Raw genomic sequence first — 23,226 nt, 5'->3', positions numbered from 1 at the left:
TGATTAATTTGAAATTAATTTAAAAATTTGGAGGTCGTATTAATGAGTATGCATACAAAATCAGAAAAGTTAAAGTTTAGATCCTTAGATTTATTAAAGGTGATAGAAGATAATAAGGATTTATTAAAACCCCCTGTGAACAATAAAGTTCTGTGGGAAGATTCGGAATTTATCGTCATGCTACTAGGTGGGCCAAATCGTAGACGTGATTTTCATGTCGATCCATCAGATGAACTTTTTTATCAAATAAAGGGCTCTTGTTATGTTGAGTGTATTAATGATAAGGGAGAACGAGAAGTGGTGGAAGTAAAAGAGGGGGAAATGTTTATGCTGCCGGCAAATGTTCCTCATTCACCACATCGGATTGCTGATACTTATGGAATTGTTGTTGAAAGAAAAAGAGCCGAAGGAGAATTGGAAGATTTCGTTTGGTTCTGTAATCATTGCAATCAAGAAATGCATAAAGTGACAATTCAATTAACTAATATCGAAGTACAAGTCAAACAGGCTATTGAAAACTTTAATGCGAATAAGGATCTTCGCACTTGTGCTGCATGTGGCCACTTGATGCCTGAAGAAGTGGGCGTCTGGGAATGCGAGTAGACTTCCATACCCATATTTTACCATTAGACCTGCCTGACTTAAATAAAAAATTTGGCCAAAGCCGCTGGCCAGTGCTGGAACAAAAGTGTTCTTGCGGTGCAGACATCATGGTAAGTGGAAAATTATTTAGGGAAGTAACTGATCAGGTGTGGAGCGCACAAAAGCGTATTCAAGACATGGATGCAGAAGGAATTGACATACAAGTCATTTCGCCAGTTCCTGTTACATTTTCATATTGGGCTCCTATAGATCAGGCACTTTATATGGCTCAATATCAAAATTATTTTATTTCTGAAACAGTTAATGAAAATCCACATCGCTTTATTGGTCTTGGTACCGTTCCACTCCAAAATACAAAGGCAGCGATAGATGAAATGGAACGCTGCATGTTTCAACTAAATTTAGCAGGTATTGAAATTGGTACAAATGTAAATGGAGAGAATCTAGATACGCCTGGCTTAAATGAGTTTTTCGAGATGGCAAATAAATGGAACGTACCGTTATTTGTTCACCCATGGGAAACTTTAGCAAAGGAGCGTACTGCCAGGCATAATTTCCTTTATACAGTTGGTATGCCAAGTGAAACAGCTTTGGCCGCTGCCAGCCTCGTTTGGAGTGGTATAATGGAAAGATTTCCAAATTTGAAAATATGCTTTGCGCATGGAGGCGGTTCTTTCCCATATCTGCTACCTCGCCTCGATCAAGGATGGAAAGTATGGCCAGACATCCGCAAGACTAATGAGCTACCAAGCTATTATGCTAAAAGATTTTATTTTGATTCTTTAAACTATGACCCAGTTAATATTAAGTATTTAATTGATCGATTTGGCCATGAAAAAATACTGATGGGATCTGATTATCCATTTTTATTGAGAGAAATTCCACCGGGTAAAGTCATAGATGACACACCAGACATTAGTAAAGAAATAAAAAAAGATCTGTTAGGAAGGAATGCATTAAAATTCCTAAACCTAGAGAGAGAGGGTTAAGGTATGCAAAATCAAGTCAAGACACCGGAAGCTAAACTTGAAGAGCTGGGCATTACGCTTTTACATCCAAGAAAGTCTGTCGGAAACTATGTCAGCTTTGTACGTACAGGAAACTTAATATATACGTCTGGACAAGGAGTCGACCAGTATCACGGTAAGCTTGGAGCGGAAATAAATTTGGAGGAAGGCTATTTAGCAGCGAGACAATCAGTCATTAATCTTTTATGTGTATTAAAAGAAGAGCTGGGTCAGTTATCAAAAGTTAAACAAATAGTGAAGATTTTAGGTATGGTAAATTCTGCTCCAGATTTTATCGATCATCCTAAAGTAATGAATGGTGCATCAGATCTTTTAGTTGATGTTTTCGGAGAAAAGGGAAAGCATGCTCGATCGGCAGTCGGAATGGCTCAGCTCCCTAATAATACAGCAATTGAAATCGAGATGATTGTAGAAGTTGAAGATTAATTGGACGGCGAGTTTTGCCGTCCAAGGTTGATAAGGGGAGATGTATTTCTATGAAAATGATAAGTAAAGAAAATAGGAGATCTAAAGCTATTAATTGTAAGCATTACATCGATGGGGAGTTTATCGAATCTGACCAACTAAAAACCTTTAACAATGTAAATCCCGCTACTGAAGAGATTATAGGCTTGGTTGCTGAAGGCGGAAAAGCCGAAGTGGACAGAGCAGTTTCAGCAGCCAGAAATGCTTTAAATGGGCCATGGAAAACATTTACCGATAACAAACGTTCGACGATTTTACGGAAAATTGGCGATTTAATTTTAGAAATAAAAGAAGAACTAGCCGTATTAGAAACACTAGATACTGGCAAGCCGTATAGCCTAGCGCTGGAAATGGATATTAAACGCTCGGCACATAACTTCCATTTTTTTGCTGATTATCTTACCACATTAGGGAATGAATCTTATAATCAGGACAATATCGCGTTACATTATTCTATTAGAAGGCCGGTAGGAGTTGTCGGTATGATTAATCCGTGGAACTTGCCACTGCTATTATTGACTTGGAAACTCGCACCTTGTTTAGCAGCCGGCAATACGACCGTCATGAAGCCTGCTGAACTAACACCAATGACAGCGACAAAATTAATGGAAATATGTAAAGAGGCGGGATTGCCTGACGGAGTGGTTAATCTTGTGCATGGCTTTGGTGCAGATTCGGCAGGGGCCGCTTTAAGCGAACATCCAGATGTCGATGCCATTACTTTTACTGGAGAAACAAAGACAGGAACAGAAATTATGAAAGCGGCCGCACCGACATTAAAAAAAGTTTCTTTTGAACTAGGCGGTAAAAATCCTAATATTATATTTGCAGATGCAAATCTTGAAGAAGTAATAGAAACAACATTAAAGTCAAGTTTTATGAATCAAGGTGAGGTATGCTTGTGTGGCTCTCGAATATATGTTGAGAATGAGTTGTACGAAGAATTCATTGAAAAACTGACTAACCGAACGAAAGCTTTGAAAATTGGTGACCCGTTTAATGAAGAGACAAATATTGGGGCAGTGATTGGAAAAGATCACTATGAAAAAGTTATTCGTTATATTGAATTAGCAAAATCAGAAGGCGCTACGATATTAACTGGTGGAGGCCGACCCGAGCAGTTTGAAAAAGGCTATTTTATAGAACCTACAATAATAACGGGAGTGAATCGCTATTCGCGCTGTGTCCGTGAGGAAATTTTCGGGCCGGTTGTAACAGTCATGCCGTTTTATACTGAGGAGGAGGTCATCGAACAAGCAAATGATACGCATTACGGTCTTGGTGCAACTATTTGGACAAACGAGTTAAGACGAGCCCATCGAGTTGCTTCACTTATAGAAGCCGGAATTATTTGGGTGAATACATGGTACTTACGCGATTTGCGTACACCTTTTGGCGGTATGAAGCATAGTGGAATTGGACGTGAGGGAGGAGCACATAGCTTTGAATTTTACAGTGAAGTCTCAAACATCACTATAAAATTATAAAGGAAGGAAGCGAACTGAATGACCGTCAACATTTCAACTTGGTCGGCCAAGTTTATTGAAGCAGAAAAGACAGGAATAGGTATAAAAGCACCATCAAGTATAGTTCCTAATATAGATGTAGAGGCTGCCTATCAAATTCAGCTAAAAACGATCGAGACGAAAGTATCTTCTGGACAGAAAGTAACAGGTAAGAAAATTGGGCTAACATCTGAAGCTATGCAGAAACTCCTTGGAGTCGATGAGCCGGACTATGGTCAATTATTAAACGGAATGGAAGTATCAAATCAAGGATGTGTATCCACTAGTAATACGATACAACCTAAGGTAGAAGCTGAAATAGCGTTTATTCTAAAGAGAGATTTGGTTGGACCGAATGTGACTGTAGAAGATGTGCTTGAAGCAACGAAATATATAGTAGCTTCAATTGAAATCGTTGATAGCCGCGTGTTGAATTGGAAAATTACGCTGCCAGATACTGTTGCAGATAATGCTTCATCTGGATTTTATATTTTAGGTGAAAATAAAGTTTCATTGACTAATATTGATCTTCCATCTATTCAAATGAGTTTATACAGAAATAATGGTCTAGTGAACAAAGGAAAAGGTGATGCTGTCCTTGGAAATCCGGCTACTTGTGTTGCCTGGCTCGCAAACAAACTGCATGAATATGATACAGGATTAAGGGCTGGAGAAGTCATTCTTTCTGGTGCTTTATCGGCTGCAGTTGAAGCAAAGGCTGGAGATCATTTTTTAGCTGATTTTGGAGCTATTCTCGGAACGGTATCGATTCAATTTAAATAGGAAAAGTGGTGCTTTTATTAAATTTTAGCTTAGAAATTGAGGTTCATGCGCGCAAAAAAATAATGGCGCTTACTGTTGCAAATTCTCTAATAGCGAATCCGCTATCTTGGTGTAGTTGCTGGAAACACGCTAACAGAAGTCGGCATTAGATCGCCTAGGTATGAAGACAAATATAGATATACACAAATTTCAAGATTTAGCAGAATAAGTAGGAGAGACTAAATTACCAAAGATGCAACGAAATAGTGCCTAAAGGTTAATCCGTTTTTCTATTATTTTGTAACATGAAAATAAAGCAGGTCAAAATATAACGATAGATGCAAGAGATATATTAGTGGAACTGACCGCCATAAATTTGTTGGAGGTCAGTATGAAACAATAATTAAGGTGGCAGAACAACTGCCGCTAGGAAAGATGGTGCTAGCAAATGACATTGATGCAAATAGCAAGACAAGTCGCAGAGTCACAAAAAACAGGACAGGAAATGGATAAGATTACCTTAGCCTATCCATCACTGTCAGTGGAAGAGGCCTATGTAATTCAGCGATTAAGCATCGATAGCATGATTTCTGAGGACAATAAAATGATCGGATGGAAAATGGGTTTAACGAGCAAAGCAAAACAACAGCAAGTGGGTGTGGGAGAAGCGATTTACGGACGGCTAACAAAATCAATGGAATTAACCACCCAAGTAATTAATGTAAAGGAATTTATACATCCAAGGGTTGAACCTGAGTTTGCTTTTTTAATCAAAGAAGAGTTAAAAGGAGATCATATTACTGCTAATGAAGTCTGGCCAGCTATTGATTGTGTTTTTCTTGCATTAGAAGTTATAGATAGTCGCTATAGAAACTTTTCATTTACCTTATCAGACGTAATAGCTGATAATGCCTCTTCTGCAAAAATTTTGCTCGGAAATCAACGTTTTTCACCTTATCATACTGATTGGGCAAAAGCTTCAGTTTCTCTTTATCATAATGGGAGAAAAGAAAAAAAAGGAACGGGAGCCGCTATTCTTGATCATCCAATAAACTCAATTGTAGAACTAGTAAAAATGATTAATAGAGAAGGGTTAACTGTAAAGCCAGGTATGGTTGTGCTTGTAGGCGCAATAACAGATGCAGTAGCTGTTCAATCTGGGGATGTAGTAGTAGCGGATTACGGAGAACTAGGAAAACTTAGATTAACAATTAGAGAATAGAAGTAATCAGGAGGAAGGTGTTTTATGCCAATCGTACATGTCCATTTACTAAGTGGGAGAACTGCCGAGCAAAATAGACAGATTATTCGTGAAGTTTCTGAAGCTACAGCCAAAAGTGCAGATGTACCATTAGAAAACGTTCGAGTGCTTTTACATGAAGTTCCAAAAAGTAATTGGGGCACAGGAGGAATATTAAAGGATGAAGTGAAGTCCGATTAAAAATAATACTCACTGACCAATGTTACCTGATAATCATGAAGGTTTAAATGCCTAAGATTATTTGAAATATGATAAACAAACCTTTTCAACACGATTACTGTATGGTGTAGCTCTTTTTAATCCAACTTTTGAAGGTATAGAAAAAAATTTAATGAATAAAGGAGAACTTAAATGAAAAAAAAGGTGAAATATTTTTACTTCGGTGCAATTATGTCCGCGCTGTTGTTTGCGGCAGGATGTGGAAATGGAAATGAAAGCAGCTCTGCTGCTAGTACGACGGAAGATAGCGGTAAACAGCATACATTTAAGCTTGCCCACATTACACCTACAGATCATATGTGGCATCAAGCTTCAGAAAAGTTTGGAGAAGAACTAGAGAGCCGCTCAGAGGGAAGGATGAAGCTGGAAGTTTATCCAGCAAGCCAGCTTGGCACAGAAGCTGATATGGTTCAACAAATTGAAAGTGGTTCTATTGACTTCGGTTTAATTACTGCTGCTTATTTAAGTTCAAGAGCGCCAGAATTTGCCGCATGGTTTATGCCATATGGATTTAAAACACTTGAGGAAGCAAATGAAGCACGAAAGACAGACGTTGCCAAAGAAGTGCTTGCGACTGTTGAAGGAACGGGTATAAAAGGACTTGATTATCTTTTCGCCGGGCAAAGAGTCATGCTTTTTAAAGATAAGGAGGTCAAAAGTCCATCCGATATGAATGGGTTGAAATTACGTGTAACGCCAAGTCCGCCAATGCAGGATTTCTATAAATCTAATGGTGCCTCGCCTGAAGGGCTGCCCCTCCCTGATGTATATGCTGCTCTGCAAACGGGTGTGATTGATGGGATGGATATGGATTTGGATGCGACGATTACAAATAAGTATTATGAGGTAGCAAAATACGGTGCAGTAACCAATCATATGGTTTGGCCAGCGGTAGTACTAGCAAATGAAGCTAAATTTGATGGATTATCACAAGAAGATCAAAAGATTGTTCATGAATCACTGCAGGCAGCAATTGATTTCGCGACGACAACACGATCTGGTCAAGAGCAGGAGTTTAGAGATGAGTTAACTAACAATGGTATGACCATTTATGAAATTCCGTCAGAAGAATTTGAAGACCAAATTAAAGAATTTGACCACAAATATAGCAAAAATTCTCCTCTAATTAAAAGATTTATTGAAACATTTCGTAAATAAAGGAGGTGGGGATAGATGACAAGAATTAGCGACGTAATTACGAAAGTAGAGGAGTGGTTAATGATTATTTTGATTGCAGCTTTGCTCATTATTATTACTCTTTCTGTCGCATTTCGATATTTTTTAAACGATCCGTTATCATGGGCTGGGGAAGTTTCTATTTTTATACTAGTTTGGATTACTTTTTTAGGAGGAAGCTGGGGATTAAAACATAACTCCCAGGCATCTGTGTCATTTTTAATCGATAAATTTTCAGGAAGAATGAAGAAAATGCTTGTTATTATTCAGCTACTATGTATGGTCACCTTCTTAGCATTCATTCTTTTTTTAGTTATAAATGGATTTTTCTTCCCTCTGTACTTGCTCAAAAATCCAGTTCCTTACTTCTCCCGATGTGGATTCCGTACAGCGCTGTTCCAATTGGCCTAACCTTTGCAACGATCCACTTACTCGTGCGCATTTCACAATTTTCAGTAAAAAAGGAGGAAGCAAGGTGACTTTTGTCATTATAGGGTTATTTACCTTATTATTGTTACTAGGCATTCCCATTTCAATCGTGCTAGGTATGATTACGGTTTTGTACTTTGTTCTCATTGGAGATCCTGTTCTCCTTGAATCTACCCCACAAAGGCTATATTCAGGTCTTGAAAATTTTGGATTGTTAGCAATTCCTCTATTTATGCTGGCTGGAGAAATTATGAATGAAGGCGGGATTACATCTAGATTGGTCCGATTTTCTAGAGTTCTAATCGGACATGTTCGAGGTGGACTTGCCTATGTAACTGTTATTTCTAATATGTTTCTTGCATCGATTCTTGGATCGGCAAATGCCCAGGCTGCTATGATGAGTAAAGTGATGGTGCCTGAAATGGAAAAGGAAGGATATTCAAGAGAGTTTTCTTCTGCTTTAACTCTTGGTTCTTCTGTTATTGCACCAATCATTCCCCCAAGTATGATATTTATCATATATGGAACTTTATCAGGGACATCAATCGGCGGATTATTTATGGCTGGCATTATTCCAGGTATACTATTTGGAATAGGTTTTATGTTATTAATCAGCTACTATGGGTTTAAGATGAAGTTTCCCAAAAGTAATAAGGCAACATTTAAAGAAATTTTGAAAAACACTTGGAATGTAATCCCAGCTTTACTTGTTCCAGTAGCTATTATTTTTGGGATATTGAGTGGTGTCTTTACAGCAACAGAATCTGCAGGAGTAGCTTGCTTTATCGCTTTGATAGTAGGGATATTCTTTTATAAAGAATTAAAGCTAAAAAAATTCCCTAAAATATTTGTCAGCACGGTAATAAATACTGCAACAGTTACTTTTTTAATTGCAATGGCCAATATTTTCGGATGGATGATAGCATTTGAACAAATTCCACAGATGATTGTAGATACCATGCTGGCTATTTCCGACAATCCATTTGTTTTTCTATTGATGGTGAACCTTGCTCTACTAATTATTGGCATGTTCTTAGATGGTATAGCAGCATTAATCATATTAACCCCTGTATTTTTACCTCTAATAACTGCATTTGAGATTGATCCAATTCATTTTGGACTAATCATTTGTATTAACTTAACAATCGGCTTACTCACTCCTCCAGTTGGCACAGGACTCTTTATCGTTTCTTCGATTGCGGAAGTCAAGTTTGAAAGGTTGATTAAAGCTACACTCCCATTTCTTGCTGTAGCAATATTTATGCTGTTTGTCATAACCTATTGGAGTGATGCCGTTCTTATCATTCCAAGAACATTTGGATTTTAAATCATAAGGATAGATTTGAATCATTAGATGCTAGTGAAAATATCGATTAAATGCGATGAACTGTTACCTGATGGATAGTTAGATTATAACCGTCAGGTAAATTTTCTTTTGCTCTCCTTTGAAATTAGATGTAAAAATCCATGTAACATCCGATGCTATTGGTATAAAAACACTATTCAGTTTGACGGATAATGACTGCTGAACATTTATGCCTGCAAATACCGAAAGAAACTTCATAGAAGGCTAAAAGCAGCTGAAGAAAAAATTCATTACGCACTTTGCAGCTGATAGGCTACTTTTCATCAAGATACATTAATAACAACAGTTTTAAAACAAGCTTTATTCATAAACACCCCTGCTCTCCAGCTGAAAATCAACAATTACATCTTGCAAAGAATCTGCAGTTAGCTTGTATTTATCCAGTTCGTTAGGTTTAACTCGTTCATGAAAAATTGTGTTTTTTAAATTAAATACATCGATGTCTTTTTTAAGCCCTTTTAAATAAGTGTCTTTAATTTCCTTCTCGATTTGGTCCATAACTATTTTTTCAATTTGGCTTCCAGAAAGATACTCCTCTAAACTCGTCAGTGTGCCTTCTGCTTTTACATGAAAATTGAATTGAAAATTATCTGCTTCTTTCAATACTTTAATCTTTGCAGATGGGTTTGTTATTCGAACAGTGCCCTTAATTTTACCGTCTTTTATTATATTTACCGGTGTATTTTTAGTTTTTGCATCCATCCACCTAATGCCAGAAAGCTCTTCATAAGGTAACCATACCTTTAATTTTCTGTCATAAAGTGGAAAGACACCGTCTATTTTAAGTGTTTCTTTTGGATTTGGCTTCACTTTTGCTTCAGTCCATTTACTGTCATCTATAGCAATGGATGGCAGTAATACAGTGCTGCCTGGCTCACTTAAAAGTGCAGAAAAATTATGCATTCTTAACGGTCTGATATACGAATAAATATAATAGGTGTCAGTAGGTTTATAAAGGATTGTGTATATTGGCGGCATTTGAAAAAATCCTGTAACACTAAGCACTTCCTCAATCGGGTCCTTTGTTCCAAACATCCATGGGGTGTAACGGAATTCTCCATTTTTTCGCAGTGCTTGACCGATTTCATGTAATCCTTTTTTCAATACAGCTTCAGAATAAATTATGGCGCCAATATGTGCCCAATTTATCGATTGCTGCGAGGTTCGATATAGATCATAAATGGCATCATCAATGTTGCGGCCTTTGCCTTTCCCAATATATAAAGGAACAGCTGCGCTTGGTTTCCCGGTTTCCTGTTTAGCGACATTTGAAAAATCGAGAAGCTGAACATACATAAGATAATTTTCATCTTTGTAATCAATAGCTAGCGTTGTTACATAATTTACTTGTCCAATTTCCTTTTCATCCCAGCAGCCAGTAAGAACAAATATTAAACATCCAATTAAGAGCATTAATTTAGTATGTTTCATTTACTTATCACCCTGTCTATCTTTATCTAATGGTCTAAGAATCTTGGCACGCTCATTTTGTTTTGACGTAGGATATTTTGTAATAGCTTTGAGAAAGTCTTTCTTTACAAAAGGAGATACTGGACTTAAATAGGGGATTCCAAATGACTCTAGTTTAGCCAGATGGCCAAGGACCAAAAAGACGCTGATAAAAAAGCCAAACATTCCAAATACAGAGGATAAGATAATGGAACCAATGCGGAGAAGCGATACTGTGCCAAATAATGCTTGATTACCTAACGTAAAAGTGGAAACTGCTGTTATTGAAGAAATAACGAGCATCGTTGGCGATGTTAGACCTGCACGTATGGCAGCATCTCCTACAACTAATCCGCCAACTACAGCTACAGTTTGTCCGACCGCTTTTGGTAATCGCACGCCGGCTTCACGAAACAGTTCAAACAAACCGATCATTAATAATAGCTCCAATGTCGTATTAAAAGGGATGCCGATTCTTGAAGATGCAATTGTCGCTAGTAACGGCAATGGAATTTGATCCATATTAAATGCAGATAGCGACACCCAGAAAGCTGGTAAAAAAATAGATAATATTAAACCAATTAATCTGAGCATCAGCTCAAAAGTGACATAGTAATAAGGAGAATGTTCGTCTTCTGAAGTATGCAATAATAATCCTAAATTAGCAGGCGCAATTAATGCATTCGGAACATTATCAACTAAAATCGCGAATCGCCCTCTTGCAAGACTGCTCACTACACCATCTGGCCGCGAAATGGATTGCAATAACGGAAAAGGAGAATAGTTTGATTCACCAATGAGACCTAATAATTGGTTGTCACTATTAAGGAAGTCAATATCAATTGCATTTAATCGGTTCGTTACTTCATGAATGATTTCATCATTTTGTATATCTGACAGAAAAATAAGCTGCACTTGTGTTTGACTTCGTTGGCCAATCGTAAAGGTCTTAGATACAAGTGAATTGGACTTTACTCGCTTTCGGACTAAAGCCATATTTGAACTTATATCCTCAACAAAGGCGTCCCTTGGACCGCGTATATTTACTTCAGTTGTTGATTCCTCAGTTTTGCGAACAGGAGGATTGACAGTGTTAAAAAAATAGATTGTATCTGCGATGGAGATTCCTGTATATCCATTAAATATTTTCTCTTGTAACTTATCATTGAAATTGTCTTCATTTTCTTCCCAAGATAATCGCATGGAGCTATTTATGTTTTCGGTGCCCTCAAGGCCATTTTGATAGTAATTTGTTTGAATATCAGGGAGAATGCTATTAATTAATAAATTATGGTCAATTAAGCCATTGCAATAAAAAACAAGCATTTGTTCTTTCTTAATTTGACTAAACAAATGATGTTTTTCGACAAAAATATCTGACGAATGCCTGAAAAGATCCATAATGTAAGTTTCATTTGATGTATTATTTTTGTGCATGATTCGACACCTTGTTTTTTGACATAGTAATTAATAAAGCAAGGAAGAGTATGATAAAAACACCGAATATACTACTGTAAATATAATAATAGTGACTTAGAAACATTAAAAACTGTTCATCAGAAATCGGTGCAATAATCAACAAAATATACAAAACACAAATGCCTAATTGTATCATTAGCCGCGTTTTTTTCTTTTTAATCGAAAATGCTTGTGTAATCAAATAAAGGATTATTGCTAATCTGATAAAGTTCCCAGATGTCCATTGATAAATTGATAGAAAATCCAGGTGGTTAAAATAATTGCCGATGCCTAGTATCCGCCATTGAAAAAAAGCTGGATATCTAATATCCGCCGCCTCTTCCACGCCAAAAATAGCAATGCTTCCTAGCAGTGGTCCAATCGTTAAAATTGATAAAAATACAACAAGAAAGATAAGGTGTCTAAACTTTAGTTTTTTAGTCACTTGATGCTGCAGCATAATTAATAAAAATATCTCGATTGCGGAACCAAATGCAAAAAGTGAACCATGAAGTACATCCAGCCATCCATTTTCAACAAGTACAGGAGTAATCAAATGATAGTCTTTATCAGGAATCGTTCCAATAGCAACAAAAATCCCAAATAACACAACAAGTGGCAGCAATACGCCCGCACATATCGCAATGATATTCAATTTGCCATATGAAATATAAATAGAGGACCCCAATATAAAAAACGCTATAAAGAAAACGGGCGTATTCAGCAGATAGGTTTGATGTGTCCACATAACGGTTTCCTTTAATGAGATCCATCCAGTAACAACGAGAAAGGTAGCAATAAGAACAGCAATGATCACACTGAGAACTTTTGAATAATTTGTAGTAATCCATTCAAAAAGTGAAACAGTTTGTAATTGTCTAGTAATGCGAAGGATAAGTAAAGAAAACGCCAAAATCAAAATATATCCGATAATTACACTAATCCAGGCATCACGACCAGAAGAATTAAGTAATATTGGAATTACGATGACATGATTGCTCAAGCCTGTACTTAACAGGAAAATAGCAAATAGTTGTGTGATGGTGATTCTGCCCAATATCTATCATCCGTTCTCAAATTACGTAATTAAATATACATTTATTATTACCAGTAAATTGAATTTTACAATTGAATTAATGGATAGTTCTTTAATTGTGTTTACAAAAATAACAGGAGATTATCATATTGGAGTTGAAAAAATTAATATCCATTTCTATGTTTGCAGCTATTATTGGGGCATTAGAGGTTGTTCCGCTTATATAATATTTACAGGATTATCGCCTGTACCCATTCGTTTGCAAGCATTAGGAGCCATGCCTGCCGGAAGTGTATGAGGGAAAGCTTTGGACAAAATATGCGGCTTTCAGTCAGCGTGTAGCATGATATTGACAAAAGGAGAGAAAGTATGACAGATGCTAACATGAAAATCGTTTGCTACGATCCTAAATATGCTAAGCAAACTGTGCAAATGTGGCGCGACAGCAAGGAAAAAGCGATTGGGCAGAAAGAGAAACACAGTTTTGAAAATCATATCTATTTTTTAAATCATCTTTTACTAAAGGATTATAAAATCGAATTAGCTTTAACTCGTGAACAAGTAGTTGGGTTTGTAGCTTTTAGCGATCACGAAATAAGCCAATTATATGTACACGTAGATTATCAAGGAAAAGGTATCGGACTAGCATTACTAAACAAGGCAAAAGAAAGCTCAAGCGGCAGATTGATATTACATACATTTGAAATAAATTTAGCTGCACAACTTTTTTATGAAAGAAACGGGTTCAAAATAATCAGTAGAGGTCATGAAAATGAAGAAAACCTACCCGATATAAAATATGAATGGAAAAAGTAAACTCTTGATATAATCTAATTTATTCATGTCGATAGCAATCGTATCAATAAAAACCAGTTGTCATTAAAACAGCAGTTTATATGCTTGGATTCCGAAATAGACTCCAAAACCTATTAAGGATAGTCCAGATAATATTGAGATGGCTGCAAGGATTTTCTGATTTAGGTATTTCCTAAAGCTGCTTGCAATGGCAGCCATTGTAATGTCCCATATAAATAGCCCAATAAATATAGCAATACTGTATATGATCACGTGGGCGATATCATATTCTGCTGAGGTTTTGGCGAGAACAGAACCATATATACCTAACCAGAAAAGAATCGTTAATGGATTAGAGATTGACATAAAAAATCCTGAAAAAAAAGAGCGAGCTGGAGACTCTTCATTGCTACTTGTACTTGAAGATACTTTACCTGCGCTTAAAATACTTTCAATTCCGGTATAAACAAGAATAAAAAATCCAAAAGACCAAAGAAATGATTTCATAAAGGGGATTTCAAGGAAATGCACAACACCGAAAAAGACCATCATCATATATATTACATCCGCTGCCATCGCTCCTAACCCGACAAGCCACGCGTGAAAAAACCCGCTTTTTATGCCTTTATCTAATTGTGCTGCGTTTACTGGTCCGATAGGTGCAGCCAAAGTTAAGCCGAGAAAAATATAACCAAAAAATATACCCAAATTATACAACCCCTTTTACACTTTTATACCAACAACATATTTTATTCATGAGATTAGGGTTGTACAACTATTTTATTTGTCATGCGAGAAAAATCTATTGTCCATCACTATATGTGGCTTTATTACACAAAAAAATCAGTTCGTTTTGAACTGATTTTAGGCGGAAAACAAATGCGCTTAAGGCTACTCCAAATTATCGCGCAGGATTTTCATTTTTCCAAACCTTCATGTGCATAATCACTGCGACGACTCCAATGACGGCAAAAAGTAATAAGCTAACATAAAAACCTGGCCGAATGCTTTTTTCCATTAATGTTCCGCTGACAGCAGCGATAATTAGACCGATTCCCATAACCGCAAGCGATTTGCCCCATATTTTTAATTTTAAATTTTTCAGCGCAGAAATAATTATAAATAACCAATTAAATAAAATTAAAATACCTGCGGCAGTTGTAATATATTCATAAATTTTATTTGGCAGCAGCAAAGCTGTAATAATGGAAGCGATTAAACCTATTGTAGCCAGCACCAACGAATAAAAGGGGAGGCTTTTCCATTTTTTTAGTTTTTTAGAAAACATAGCTGGAGCATCACCGCTGTCAGCCATAGTTACAAGAAGCTCTGTTATGCCAAATAAAGAGGCTGTCATCGTCGAAAACCCCGCGACAATGATTGCACCATTTAAAATATGCGGAAGAAAAGCTAGATGATATTTATCTAATGCAGTTACAAACGGACTTTCTTTATCATTAAACGCACCGTATTCTGCCATATATACCGCCAGTCCCAAGGAAATAATATAAATGACTGCTAGCAGGATTAACATCGTTATTCCAGCTTTAGGGGCATCTTCCTTATTTTTTAATCTCATTGCCATCAGTCCGATGACTTCTATACCTCCATAAGCATAGTAGGCGTAAATCAATGAAGTCCAAAATCCTCTAAAGCCTTCAGGAAATAATTCATTTCTTGTCGATGGTAAACCTGGATGGTTGCCGTCTCCGTGAATCCAGCCGATTAGAGCGGCAAATGCGAGAATAATAAACATAATGATTGCTGCTGTTTTAATAACTGCTAACAAATTTTCTACCTTATCAAAGCCTTTATTGCCAGTTCCAACGACAATCAGTGCGAGAACTGTATACACCGTAGCAAAGACCCAGAGCGGGACATTCGGAAACCAGAATCTTGAAAGAATCGAAAGGGCCGTTAACTGGCTTCCCATAATCAATATGTTTGAGCTCCAATAATTCCAGCCGCAGCTAAACCCGGCCCAACGTCCGTAAGCCTTATCGGCATAGTAGCAAAAAGATCCTTTCTGTGGATCTTCAGCTGTCATTTTAGCTAAGAAGTAATAGACGATATAAGTCCCCACTGCTGCTAAGATAAAAGAAATGACGATCGACGGTCCTGTTAGCTTAATTCCGATTGCCGATCCAAGAAAAAACCCCGTTCCAATCGTACAGCCAACACCTATTAATGACAATTGCCACCATTTTAAATCTCCTTTTTCACTACCCCGACTGCTAGGAATAAAAAAATCCATGCCATACCTCCTGAATGCATAGCATTTGTTATATTGGATAATTTATGCATAGTCAATCTGCCTAGATAGTAACACATTCTTACATATGAATTATTGGAGCAGGCTATTTAATCTTCGCATAATTTGTTGCCATTATGAGAAATATTGAAAAGTAACCTTTATTTTTCTATGCAGGTGGTGAAGAGATGAAAAGATGGAAAACTATAAGAAATAAAGAAAATGGGAAGGAGCAGCAAGGAGAAGAACCCTTTCAAGCTTTGCTTCAGCAATTAGTGAATTCTGACGATTTTATTCAGTTTACCTATAAATCTGCTGCAGGATTATTATGCATAGGTTATTATACTTCATTAATTGATGGTAAGATCTTACATCAAGATATCCTTCCAAATATTAAATCTTTAGAATCAATCCATCATTTACACTCTCTAATACCTATTGAAAATATTATTGTCACATCTGATGTAACAAAAATTAAAGACAGCTTATTGAATGGCCATATGATGGTCTTTATTACAAAAGATATTGGGCAAATAGGTCTTGTCAGAGCACCAGTTGACAATACACGTGAAGTCAGCATTCCTGAAGTTGAATTTAGCGTAGTTGGCCCTAAAGAATCATTTGTAGAATCATTGGATAAAAATTTAAATCTAGTTAGAAAAAGATTACCTCTGCCTGAATTGAAGACGATTGAAATAGTAATTGGTACAATATCCAAGACAAAAGTTTCTGTTCTTTATATTGATGGGATTGCCAATAAAGAAAATGTACAAACCGTTACTCAAAGATTATCAGATCTTGAAATAGACCAAGTGAATGATAGTTCCTATTTAACGCAATTAATACAAGATAACCAAAATTCGCCTTTCCCTCAGCTGATAGACACGGAGAGGCCGGATAGGATTGCATCTGCATTAGGTGAGGGAAAGGTGGCCATTCTTGTTGATGGTGCACCGCACGGGCTTATTGCACCAACTAATTTATTCGAATTTTTTGTGGCGTACGAAGATTATTTCTTAAATTGGGCAGTTGCCACATTTTTCAGGCTTGTCCGTTTTTTTGCCGTTCTCTTCTCTATTTTAATTACACCTATATATGTAGCGGTCCTTACATACCATTATGAGTTAATACCAAAAGATTTGGTTAGTACCCTTGTAACTTCAAGAAATCCAATTCCGCTGCCACCGATAATGGAAGCTCTTATTTTGGAATTGGCAATTGAATTGCTGAGGGAGGCAGGAGCAAGGCTTCCTACTAAGGTTGGTCAAACAATCGGTATCGTTGGTGGTATTGTTATTGGGACTGCGTCTGTAGAAGCAGGTCTAACAAGTAATGTTTTACTCATAATAGTAGCTCTAGCTGCCTTGGCTTCGTTTACAACACCTGTTTATCAAATGGGCAATACAATTCGATTGATACGATTTCCATTTTTGCTGATGGCCCATTATATCGGATTAGTCGGAGTAGCAGTAAGCTTCATCTTTCTGCTTATCCACTTATTGAGATTGTCCTCCTTAGGAAGACCTTTTCTTGAGCCAGTTTACCCATTAAGATTACAAGGCTTAGTGGATTCAATCATTCGGTTACCTATTCCTTTCCAGTCGAAGCGTCCTGCACAAAGCCAGGCAGAAGACGACAAGAAGTTTAATGCAATGAAAGCAAAACGAATAAAAGACACCAAAAAGAATGACTAGAAGAGGGAGGTTTTTTCTGTGGAAAAAAAAGAAAAACAAATATCACCTTTTCTTGTTTTCTTCTTAATTCATAAAATCCAGTTAGGCGTAGGCGTTCTTGGATTTCAGCGCGATATAATAAAGTTTGCAGGGAATGATGCATGGATAATAGTCATCGTAGCAGCTATTCTTGTCAGTATTAGCTTATGGTTCATGTATGTCTTGCTAAACAGGCATCAAGTAGATTTAATCGATATTCATAAAGATTTATTTGGAAAATGGGCGGGAGGGGCCCTCAGTATCATTTGGATTATTAATTGGATATTACTAGCGGTTACTGTGTTCCGAAATTATATTGAAATTATTCAAGTTTGGATTTTCCCGATAATTAATGTCGGGATGATTTCCGTCATTTTTATTATTTTAATTTATTATTGCATTTCAGGAGGATTTAAAGTAGTAGCAGGGCTTAGCTTTCTTGGAGTGGTCATTCCATTCTACATTTTTATGACGTTTCTTTATCCGCTTGAGTATGCAAATTTTAGAAACCTATTGCCTGTTTGGAACCACACAATCACAGAGATGGCACTCGGGACAAAGGAAATGATGTTAAGCTATTTAGGCTTTTCAACTTTAATGATGTTTTATCCTTTTATAAAAAACCCAACGAAATCACAAAAATGGGCGCATTTTGGAAATCTTTTTACGATGGTTCTCTATTTATTTCTCATGATAACTACGATTGTTTATTATAGTGAGAAGCAGGTAAACAGATATGTCTGGGCTACACTCAGTTTATGGCAAATTGTAGAGATGCCATTTGTTGAGAGGCTTGAGTATATAGGCATTGTGTCTTGGCTGTTAATTATCCTTCCGAATATTTCACTAAATATTTGGGCTGCTACAACCGGAGCAAAAAAAATCTTCAATATCAAAAGTAACAAGCTGTTGATTGGTTTGCTTGTTCTATTATGGCTATTTGTTATTTTAATAAAAAATTCGGACACAATCGCTAAGCTAAATCAAATATCTTCAATGTTTGGTATGGGTTTGATTTATGGATATGTACCAATCCTGACTGTGATATCTTTTATTATTTTGAAACGTAGGAGGAAAAAAGATGGGAAAGTTACGAATTAATATCGGACTTTTAGCTGTTTCAGCAACCCTCCTCACTGGATGCATGGGAATTGAAACCCAAGTTGTTGATGAGCTTCAATTAGCCACTGCTGCCGGATTTAAACATATAAAAGATGATGAAATCGAAGCAACGATTTCTTTTCCAGTTTTTCTTACGGATAAAACGGTTAAAAATGCAACCTTAACAGCTACAGATACACTTAATAAAGAACTGCGCGATAGACAAAATCTTAAATCGGAAAAACCAATTGTCAGCGGTAAACTTGAAGTTATCCTTTTTGATCGTCAGCTTGCTGAAAGAGGCTTTTTCGATCATTTAGATAGTTTGATGCGGGATCCGTCTATCGGCTCTAAAGTATTTGTAGTGGTGTTAGATGATGACCCGAAGGATGTTTTAAGCAAACAATACGGAAATAAGGATACGGGCATCTACTTATCGAATATAATTCAACAAAATATTGAAACAGGGTTGATTCCAAAGACGAATCTTCACCTCTTCACCTATAACTATTATGCTGAAGGGAAAGATCCGGCAATCCCAATAATGGCACAATCTAGAGATGGTGTAGGAATTAGAGCATTAGGTTTATTTAAACACGATAAGCTTGTACATCAAATAGAAAAAGATGAACTTTTTTTTTATAAAGTTCTTTTTGATTCGAACAGCAGCGGTGAGACTATGGCAATTAAATTTAACGAGGATAAGAAAGCATCCATCATTAATGTTGAATCAACAAGGAAATATGAAGTATTGCAACCAATGTCAAATGCGGAAATTAAAATTAAGGTAAAGGCTAAAATGATGATTCGAGAATATAATAACGGTTTATTAAATAAAGACAAAATGAAGGAAATGGAAAATTTCATTAAAAAGAGATTTGAAGAAAAGTCAGCAGAATTAATTCAGCAATTTCAACAAAAGGGTACTGATCCTCTTGGAATTGGGGAGCAAGTAAGAACAAGAACTAGAAATTGGGATAAAAAGAAATGGGATGAATTATATCCAAATATCCCGATTACAGTACAAGCTGAAATAGAAATGATAGAGTCAGGATTAATAAATTAATCACCCTTGGTGAAAGTTTTTAAAACTCGAGCTTCCCGGGGAGGACCTGAGAAGCCTTTTTTATATTGGGTGATTATTGATCATTTCGATTAACTTCCTGCTTGTTTGACTTAATGCTTCTTCGTGATAAATCATATAAAAGCTTCTATGGAGTGATAGCCCATCAATTTTCAACTGCTTAATCGTTTGAAGCTGTAGTTCTTTTTTTACTGCCGATTTTGATAAAATAGAAATGCCGATACCTGCTTCAACAGCAGATTTGATTGTTTCTGTTTGCTGTAATTCCATAATGATATTCAAGTTTTCAGGATTAATCTTATTTTTTCTTAGTGCATCTTCCATTACCTGTCTTGTGCCTGATCCCTTTTCACGGATGATAAATGGCAAATGAAGCAATTCTTCAACAGAAATTATTGTAGAATTAATATGCTTATTAAAGGGAGAGACAATAATTATCAGCTCATCTTCTGCAAAGGGAACCTGCTTCAGCGCAGGATATGAAAGCATCGACTCAATAAAGCCTAAATTAATTTCATGCTTGTGAAGCTTCTCAACAATTTGTTCTGAATTATAAACTTTTAAATACATATTCACTTTAGGATATTGGCGGTTATACTCGGCAAGAATAAATGGCAGGATATGTTCTCCGATTGTTAGGCTCGCGCCGACTTTTAAGTCTCCATGAACGAAGCCTTTTAATTGTTGCAATTCATTTTCTGTTTGCTTCATAACAGATAGCATTTTCTTTACTTGTCTATATAACACTTCTCCGGCAGGAGTTAAAGATACTTTTTTTGTCGTTCGCTCAAATAACAGGCAGTCCCATTGCTCTTCCAAATGTTTAATTTGAAGACTGACGCTTGATTGAGAGACATGGAGATCCTTAGCCGTTTGAGAAAAGCTTTTATTATTAGCTGCCACATAAAAGACTTTTAAAGAATCAAGGTTCATTGGAAAATTCCTCTCACATCATTTTGATCTTATAGATAATTATATATTAATAAAAGAATTGGAGAAATAGCGAGTAAACCAACGAAACCAATTACAGCAACGGCTATCGGTTTGAAGCCGACAGCTGCAAAGTCTTTCCATTTAATATTTAGTCCTAACCCTGCCATCCCCATCGCAAGCAGATAAGTACTAGCCAATAACAAATAATCAATTATTTGTTGCGGAATCCACTGAAAAGTGTTGATGATACTCATAAGAATGAAGCCAAAAATAAACCATGGAACAGGTAAATCTCTTAGCTTTCTTGAATGGTTCTGTTTTTTTCTATTCAGAAAATAACTGATTAAGACAGCTACTGGAATAAGAAGAAGTACTCTGCCTAGCTTTACTAAAACTGCAGAATCACTGCTGATATCACCGCCAGGAACGGCTCCTGCAATTACGTGGGCGAGTTCATGCAAGCTTGCACCTACTATGATTCCATACTCTTTATCAGTTAAAGGTAAATATGGATAAAGGAAGATAAAAAGCAAAGCACCAATTGTACCTAAAACAGCGATACACGACACAGCAATTGCTGTATGTTCATGTTTACTTTTAACAATTGGTGCTAGAGCAACAATGGCAGCAGCTCCGCATATAGCTGTTCCCGCTGCCAATAATGCAGCAAGATTCATATTAATATTAAACCATTTTCCTAATGTTAAAATAAAACACATTGTAAAAGCGATAACAATTACATCAATAATTAGGATAGAAAATCCAGCATCAATGATTTGCTGTAGATTTAAACGAAAACCAAGTAAAATGATTCCTGTTCGTAACAAAATTTTGCTGCTAAATGTAATTCCTGCTTGTGCACTTTCAGGAACTGAAAATAAATTCCCATATAGCCCACCTAAAATTATGGCAAGTATCATCATTCCCATTATTGATAATAGCGGAATATTTGCCAGTTGGCCGGCTAAAATAGCCAAGAAGAATGTAAGCGCTATGCCTTTTACCAGGGCAGCTGCATTTTTATTTATTGGGGGCTTTGGCTTAACTTGATTGTGCCTAATTTGCTGTCTTTCCACTTTGACCCCTCCTGTTAAAAAATTATACTTTAACCGTATCACGTTTCTTGTTTTACACTTCATCGAATATGTAATAGCTTATATTGGATTTATTAATAAAACGAAAATTTAATATTTAATATTAAATTGCTTCGATTTTCTGTATAATATGGATGTCTTAGCAATTGGCCATATAGGATAGGAGAGAAAACCATGCAACTAGAAAAATTTATTGATCGAAGGAAAACACATTCGGTTAAATGGTACATAGAGGACCAGGATATTATTCCTTTATGTATAGCTGATATGGATTTTCAAGTTTCAGAAGAAATAGTAAATGCTATAAGCCAAAAAGCAACGCACGGAATTTACGGTTATAGTACGTTTTGCGAACGTTATTATGATGCGGTTGAGTATTGGTGGAAAACACAGTATGATTGGGAACTAAAACGTGAGTGGATTTCTTTTAGTCCGGGAATTATCCCTGGGATAAATTTACTATTAAAAGCATTAACCAATCCCGGTGATGGCGTCATCGTCCAAGATCCAGTTTATTATCCGTTTTTTTCGACGATAGAAACACAAGGCTGTAATATATTAAACAATTCTCTTGTTTATACAAACGGTACCTATGAAATGGACTTTGTGGACTTTGAGGAAAAAGCATCTTTGCCTAATACGAAAGTATTTATTTTATGCAGCCCTCACAACCCAGTTGGCAGAGTGTGGACAAAAGCAGAATTGCAAAAAATAGGTGAGATTTGCGACAAGCATGGTGTCATTGTTATCTCAGATGAAATGCACGGTGATTTAACTTATTCTGGGTACACACACACACCTTTTGCAAAGGCTCACTCAAATCATTTAAGCTATTCAATTACATGTGCTGCACCTAGTAAAACATTTAATATTGCGGGGATGCAAAGCTCTATTTTTATCATCCCGAATCAAGAAGTAAAAGAAAAATATGAAGCGCTATTAACAGGATTCGGTTTAATGCGTCCAAATGCTTTTGCAGTAGAAGGGACAATTGCAGCCTACTATAGAGGATTACCTTGGCTCCAAGAAGTTAAGGAGTATTTAGAAGAAAATCTTCAATACGTTTGTAATTTCCTTAAAGAATATATACCATCTATTAAAGTTGTTAAACCAGAAGCAACCCACTTGATCTGGCTAGATTGTCGAGAACTCGACATCCCAACCGAAAGCCTACACGCATTTTTCTTGGAAAATGCTAGAGTGCGCCTTGATGAAGGAATGAAGTTCGGGCGCGGTGGATATGGTTTTGAACGCATCAATATTGCCTGTCCGCGTGAAGTCCTTACGGAGGCATTATTGAGAATAAAAGCAGCAGTAAAAGCAAAAAAAGAAACATGCTAACAATGTAGTGAAAAATGATGGGGAAATAAGCTCATTTTAAGACGCTTATTTTTGGTGCCTTCACAGAGATAAAAGGGATATATCTCTGTGAATGGACTCATTTTTTGTGTCTTCACGTAGATAAAAGAGATTTATCTCTGTGAACAAGCTCATTTTCG

General features: G+C 36.5%; 23 protein-coding genes. 16 read left to right on the top strand and 7 right to left on the bottom strand.

What is annotated here, in order from left to right:
• Positions 1 to 48 precede the first annotated feature (48 nt).
• From CWS20_RS24295 to CWS20_RS24250, 10 genes are all read left to right on the top strand, one after another.
• Positions 49 to 603, top strand: coding sequence for a 3-hydroxyanthranilate 3,4-dioxygenase (locus CWS20_RS24295; protein WP_066201655.1), 555 nt, complete (start codon positions 49 to 51; stop codon positions 601 to 603).
• The gene (locus CWS20_RS24290) at positions 594 to 1,592 is read left to right on the top strand and encodes an amidohydrolase family protein (protein ID WP_066198391.1); all 999 of its coding nucleotides are present in this window, start codon (positions 594 to 596) and stop codon (positions 1,590 to 1,592) included. The genes CWS20_RS24295 and CWS20_RS24290 overlap by 10 nt, the downstream gene beginning before the upstream one ends.
• A 3-nt stretch (positions 1,593 to 1,595) precedes the next feature.
• Positions 1,596 to 2,057, top strand: coding sequence for a RidA family protein (locus CWS20_RS24285; RefSeq protein WP_066198388.1), 462 nt, complete (start codon positions 1,596 to 1,598; stop codon positions 2,055 to 2,057).
• Between the two features lie 50 nt (positions 2,058 to 2,107).
• Positions 2,108 to 3,583, top strand: a complete 1,476-nt coding sequence (locus CWS20_RS24280; protein ID WP_066198386.1) for an aldehyde dehydrogenase — start codon at positions 2,108 to 2,110, stop codon at positions 3,581 to 3,583.
• A gap of 18 nt (positions 3,584 to 3,601) precedes the next feature.
• Positions 3,602 to 4,384, top strand: a complete 783-nt coding sequence (locus CWS20_RS24275; protein ID WP_066198384.1) for a 2-keto-4-pentenoate hydratase — start codon at positions 3,602 to 3,604, stop codon at positions 4,382 to 4,384.
• A 427-nt stretch (positions 4,385 to 4,811) separates the two neighbouring features.
• Positions 4,812 to 5,585, top strand: coding sequence for a 2-keto-4-pentenoate hydratase (locus CWS20_RS24270; protein ID WP_066198382.1), 774 nt, complete (start codon positions 4,812 to 4,814; stop codon positions 5,583 to 5,585).
• Positions 5,586 to 5,609: 24 nt separating this feature from the next.
• Positions 5,610 to 5,804, top strand: a complete 195-nt coding sequence (gene thmT, locus CWS20_RS24265) for a 2-hydroxymuconate tautomerase (protein WP_066198380.1) — start codon at positions 5,610 to 5,612, stop codon at positions 5,802 to 5,804.
• 171 nt (positions 5,805 to 5,975) lie between these two features.
• Positions 5,976 to 7,001: a TRAP transporter substrate-binding protein gene (locus tag CWS20_RS24260; RefSeq protein ID WP_066198377.1), complete on the top strand. Its 1,026-nt coding sequence runs from the start codon at positions 5,976 to 5,978 to the stop codon at positions 6,999 to 7,001.
• Between the two features lie 15 nt (positions 7,002 to 7,016).
• On the top strand, positions 7,017 to 7,430 hold the full coding sequence (locus CWS20_RS24255; RefSeq protein ID WP_241504260.1) for a TRAP transporter small permease: 414 nt from the start codon (positions 7,017 to 7,019) through the stop codon (positions 7,428 to 7,430).
• A gap of 64 nt (positions 7,431 to 7,494) precedes the next feature.
• Positions 7,495 to 8,775, top strand: coding sequence for a TRAP transporter large permease (locus CWS20_RS24250; RefSeq protein ID WP_066198374.1), 1,281 nt, complete (start codon positions 7,495 to 7,497; stop codon positions 8,773 to 8,775).
• Positions 8,776 to 9,114: 339 nt separating this feature from the next.
• Here the strand turns inward: CWS20_RS24250 and CWS20_RS24245 are convergent, their stop codons facing one another.
• The 3 genes from CWS20_RS24245 to CWS20_RS24235 are packed head-to-tail and all read right to left on the bottom strand — an operon-like array spanning position 9,115 to position 12,778.
• Complete coding sequence (locus CWS20_RS24245; RefSeq protein ID WP_066198372.1) at positions 9,115 to 10,245, bottom strand: Ger(x)C family spore germination protein; 1,131 nt, start codon at positions 10,243 to 10,245, stop codon at positions 9,115 to 9,117.
• Positions 10,246 to 11,700, bottom strand: a complete 1,455-nt coding sequence (locus CWS20_RS24240) for a spore germination protein (RefSeq protein ID WP_066198369.1) — start codon at positions 11,698 to 11,700, stop codon at positions 10,246 to 10,248. It abuts the gene before it with no gap.
• Positions 11,687 to 12,778 (bottom strand): GerAB/ArcD/ProY family transporter, encoded by a 1,092-nt coding sequence (locus tag CWS20_RS24235; protein WP_158237036.1) that lies wholly within the window; start codon positions 12,776 to 12,778, stop codon positions 11,687 to 11,689. The genes CWS20_RS24240 and CWS20_RS24235 overlap by 14 nt, the downstream gene beginning before the upstream one ends.
• Between CWS20_RS24235 and CWS20_RS27800 the strand changes: the two genes are divergently transcribed.
• Positions 12,759 to 13,055, top strand: a complete 297-nt coding sequence (locus CWS20_RS27800) for a hypothetical protein (protein WP_142385416.1) — start codon at positions 12,759 to 12,761, stop codon at positions 13,053 to 13,055. The two genes, CWS20_RS24235 and CWS20_RS27800, sit on opposite strands and share 20 nt — an antisense overlap.
• A 71-nt stretch (positions 13,056 to 13,126) precedes the next feature.
• Positions 13,127 to 13,573 (top strand): GNAT family N-acetyltransferase, encoded by a 447-nt coding sequence (locus CWS20_RS24230; protein ID WP_066198363.1) that lies wholly within the window; start codon positions 13,127 to 13,129, stop codon positions 13,571 to 13,573.
• A 63-nt stretch (positions 13,574 to 13,636) separates the two neighbouring features.
• Here CWS20_RS24230 and CWS20_RS24225 read toward each other — a convergent pair whose 3' ends face one another.
• Entirely contained in the window at positions 13,637 to 14,260 is a 624-nt protein-coding gene (locus CWS20_RS24225; protein WP_066198361.1) for a LysE family transporter, read from the bottom strand.
• Between the two features lie 193 nt (positions 14,261 to 14,453).
• Complete coding sequence (locus CWS20_RS24220) at positions 14,454 to 15,806, bottom strand: amino acid permease (RefSeq protein WP_066198358.1); 1,353 nt, start codon at positions 15,804 to 15,806, stop codon at positions 14,454 to 14,456.
• Positions 15,807 to 15,991: 185 nt separating this feature from the next.
• On the opposite strand from CWS20_RS24220, the gene CWS20_RS24215 reads away from it, so the two are divergent.
• From CWS20_RS24215 to CWS20_RS24205, 3 genes are read left to right on the top strand one after another with little or no spacing between them, the layout of a single operon-like run.
• Positions 15,992 to 17,497: a spore germination protein gene (locus CWS20_RS24215; RefSeq protein ID WP_066198356.1), complete on the top strand. Its 1,506-nt coding sequence runs from the start codon at positions 15,992 to 15,994 to the stop codon at positions 17,495 to 17,497.
• A gap of 18 nt (positions 17,498 to 17,515) precedes the next feature.
• Entirely contained in the window at positions 17,516 to 18,616 is a 1,101-nt protein-coding gene (locus CWS20_RS24210) for a GerAB/ArcD/ProY family transporter (RefSeq protein WP_066198353.1), read from the top strand.
• Positions 18,597 to 19,682 carry a Ger(x)C family spore germination protein gene (locus CWS20_RS24205; RefSeq protein WP_066198350.1) on the top strand — a complete coding sequence of 362 codons (1,086 nt, stop codon included), beginning with the start codon at positions 18,597 to 18,599 and terminating at the stop codon, positions 19,680 to 19,682. The genes CWS20_RS24210 and CWS20_RS24205 overlap by 20 nt, the downstream gene beginning before the upstream one ends.
• 60 nt (positions 19,683 to 19,742) lie before the next feature.
• Here CWS20_RS24205 and CWS20_RS24200 read toward each other — a convergent pair whose 3' ends face one another.
• Together CWS20_RS24200 and CWS20_RS24195 are read right to left on the bottom strand one after the other, a co-directional pair.
• On the bottom strand, positions 19,743 to 20,633 hold the full coding sequence (locus CWS20_RS24200; RefSeq protein WP_066198347.1) for a selenium metabolism-associated LysR family transcriptional regulator: 891 nt from the start codon (positions 20,631 to 20,633) through the stop codon (positions 19,743 to 19,745).
• 29 nt (positions 20,634 to 20,662) lie between these two features.
• Positions 20,663 to 21,709, bottom strand: a complete 1,047-nt coding sequence (locus CWS20_RS24195) for a YeiH family protein (protein WP_241504259.1) — start codon at positions 21,707 to 21,709, stop codon at positions 20,663 to 20,665.
• Positions 21,710 to 21,901: 192 nt separating this feature from the next.
• Here CWS20_RS24195 and CWS20_RS24190 point away from each other — a divergent pair, with 192 nt between their 5' ends.
• Positions 21,902 to 23,068, top strand: coding sequence for a MalY/PatB family protein (locus CWS20_RS24190; protein ID WP_066198345.1), 1,167 nt, complete (start codon positions 21,902 to 21,904; stop codon positions 23,066 to 23,068).
• Positions 23,069 to 23,226: the final 158 nt, after the last annotated feature.

Source organism: Cytobacillus horneckiae (genome assembly GCF_002835735.1).
Taxonomy (GTDB): Bacteria; Bacillota; Bacilli; order Bacillales; family Cytobacillaceae; genus Cytobacillus; species Cytobacillus horneckiae.
This window is presented reverse-complemented; position numbering and strand designations above follow the sequence as displayed.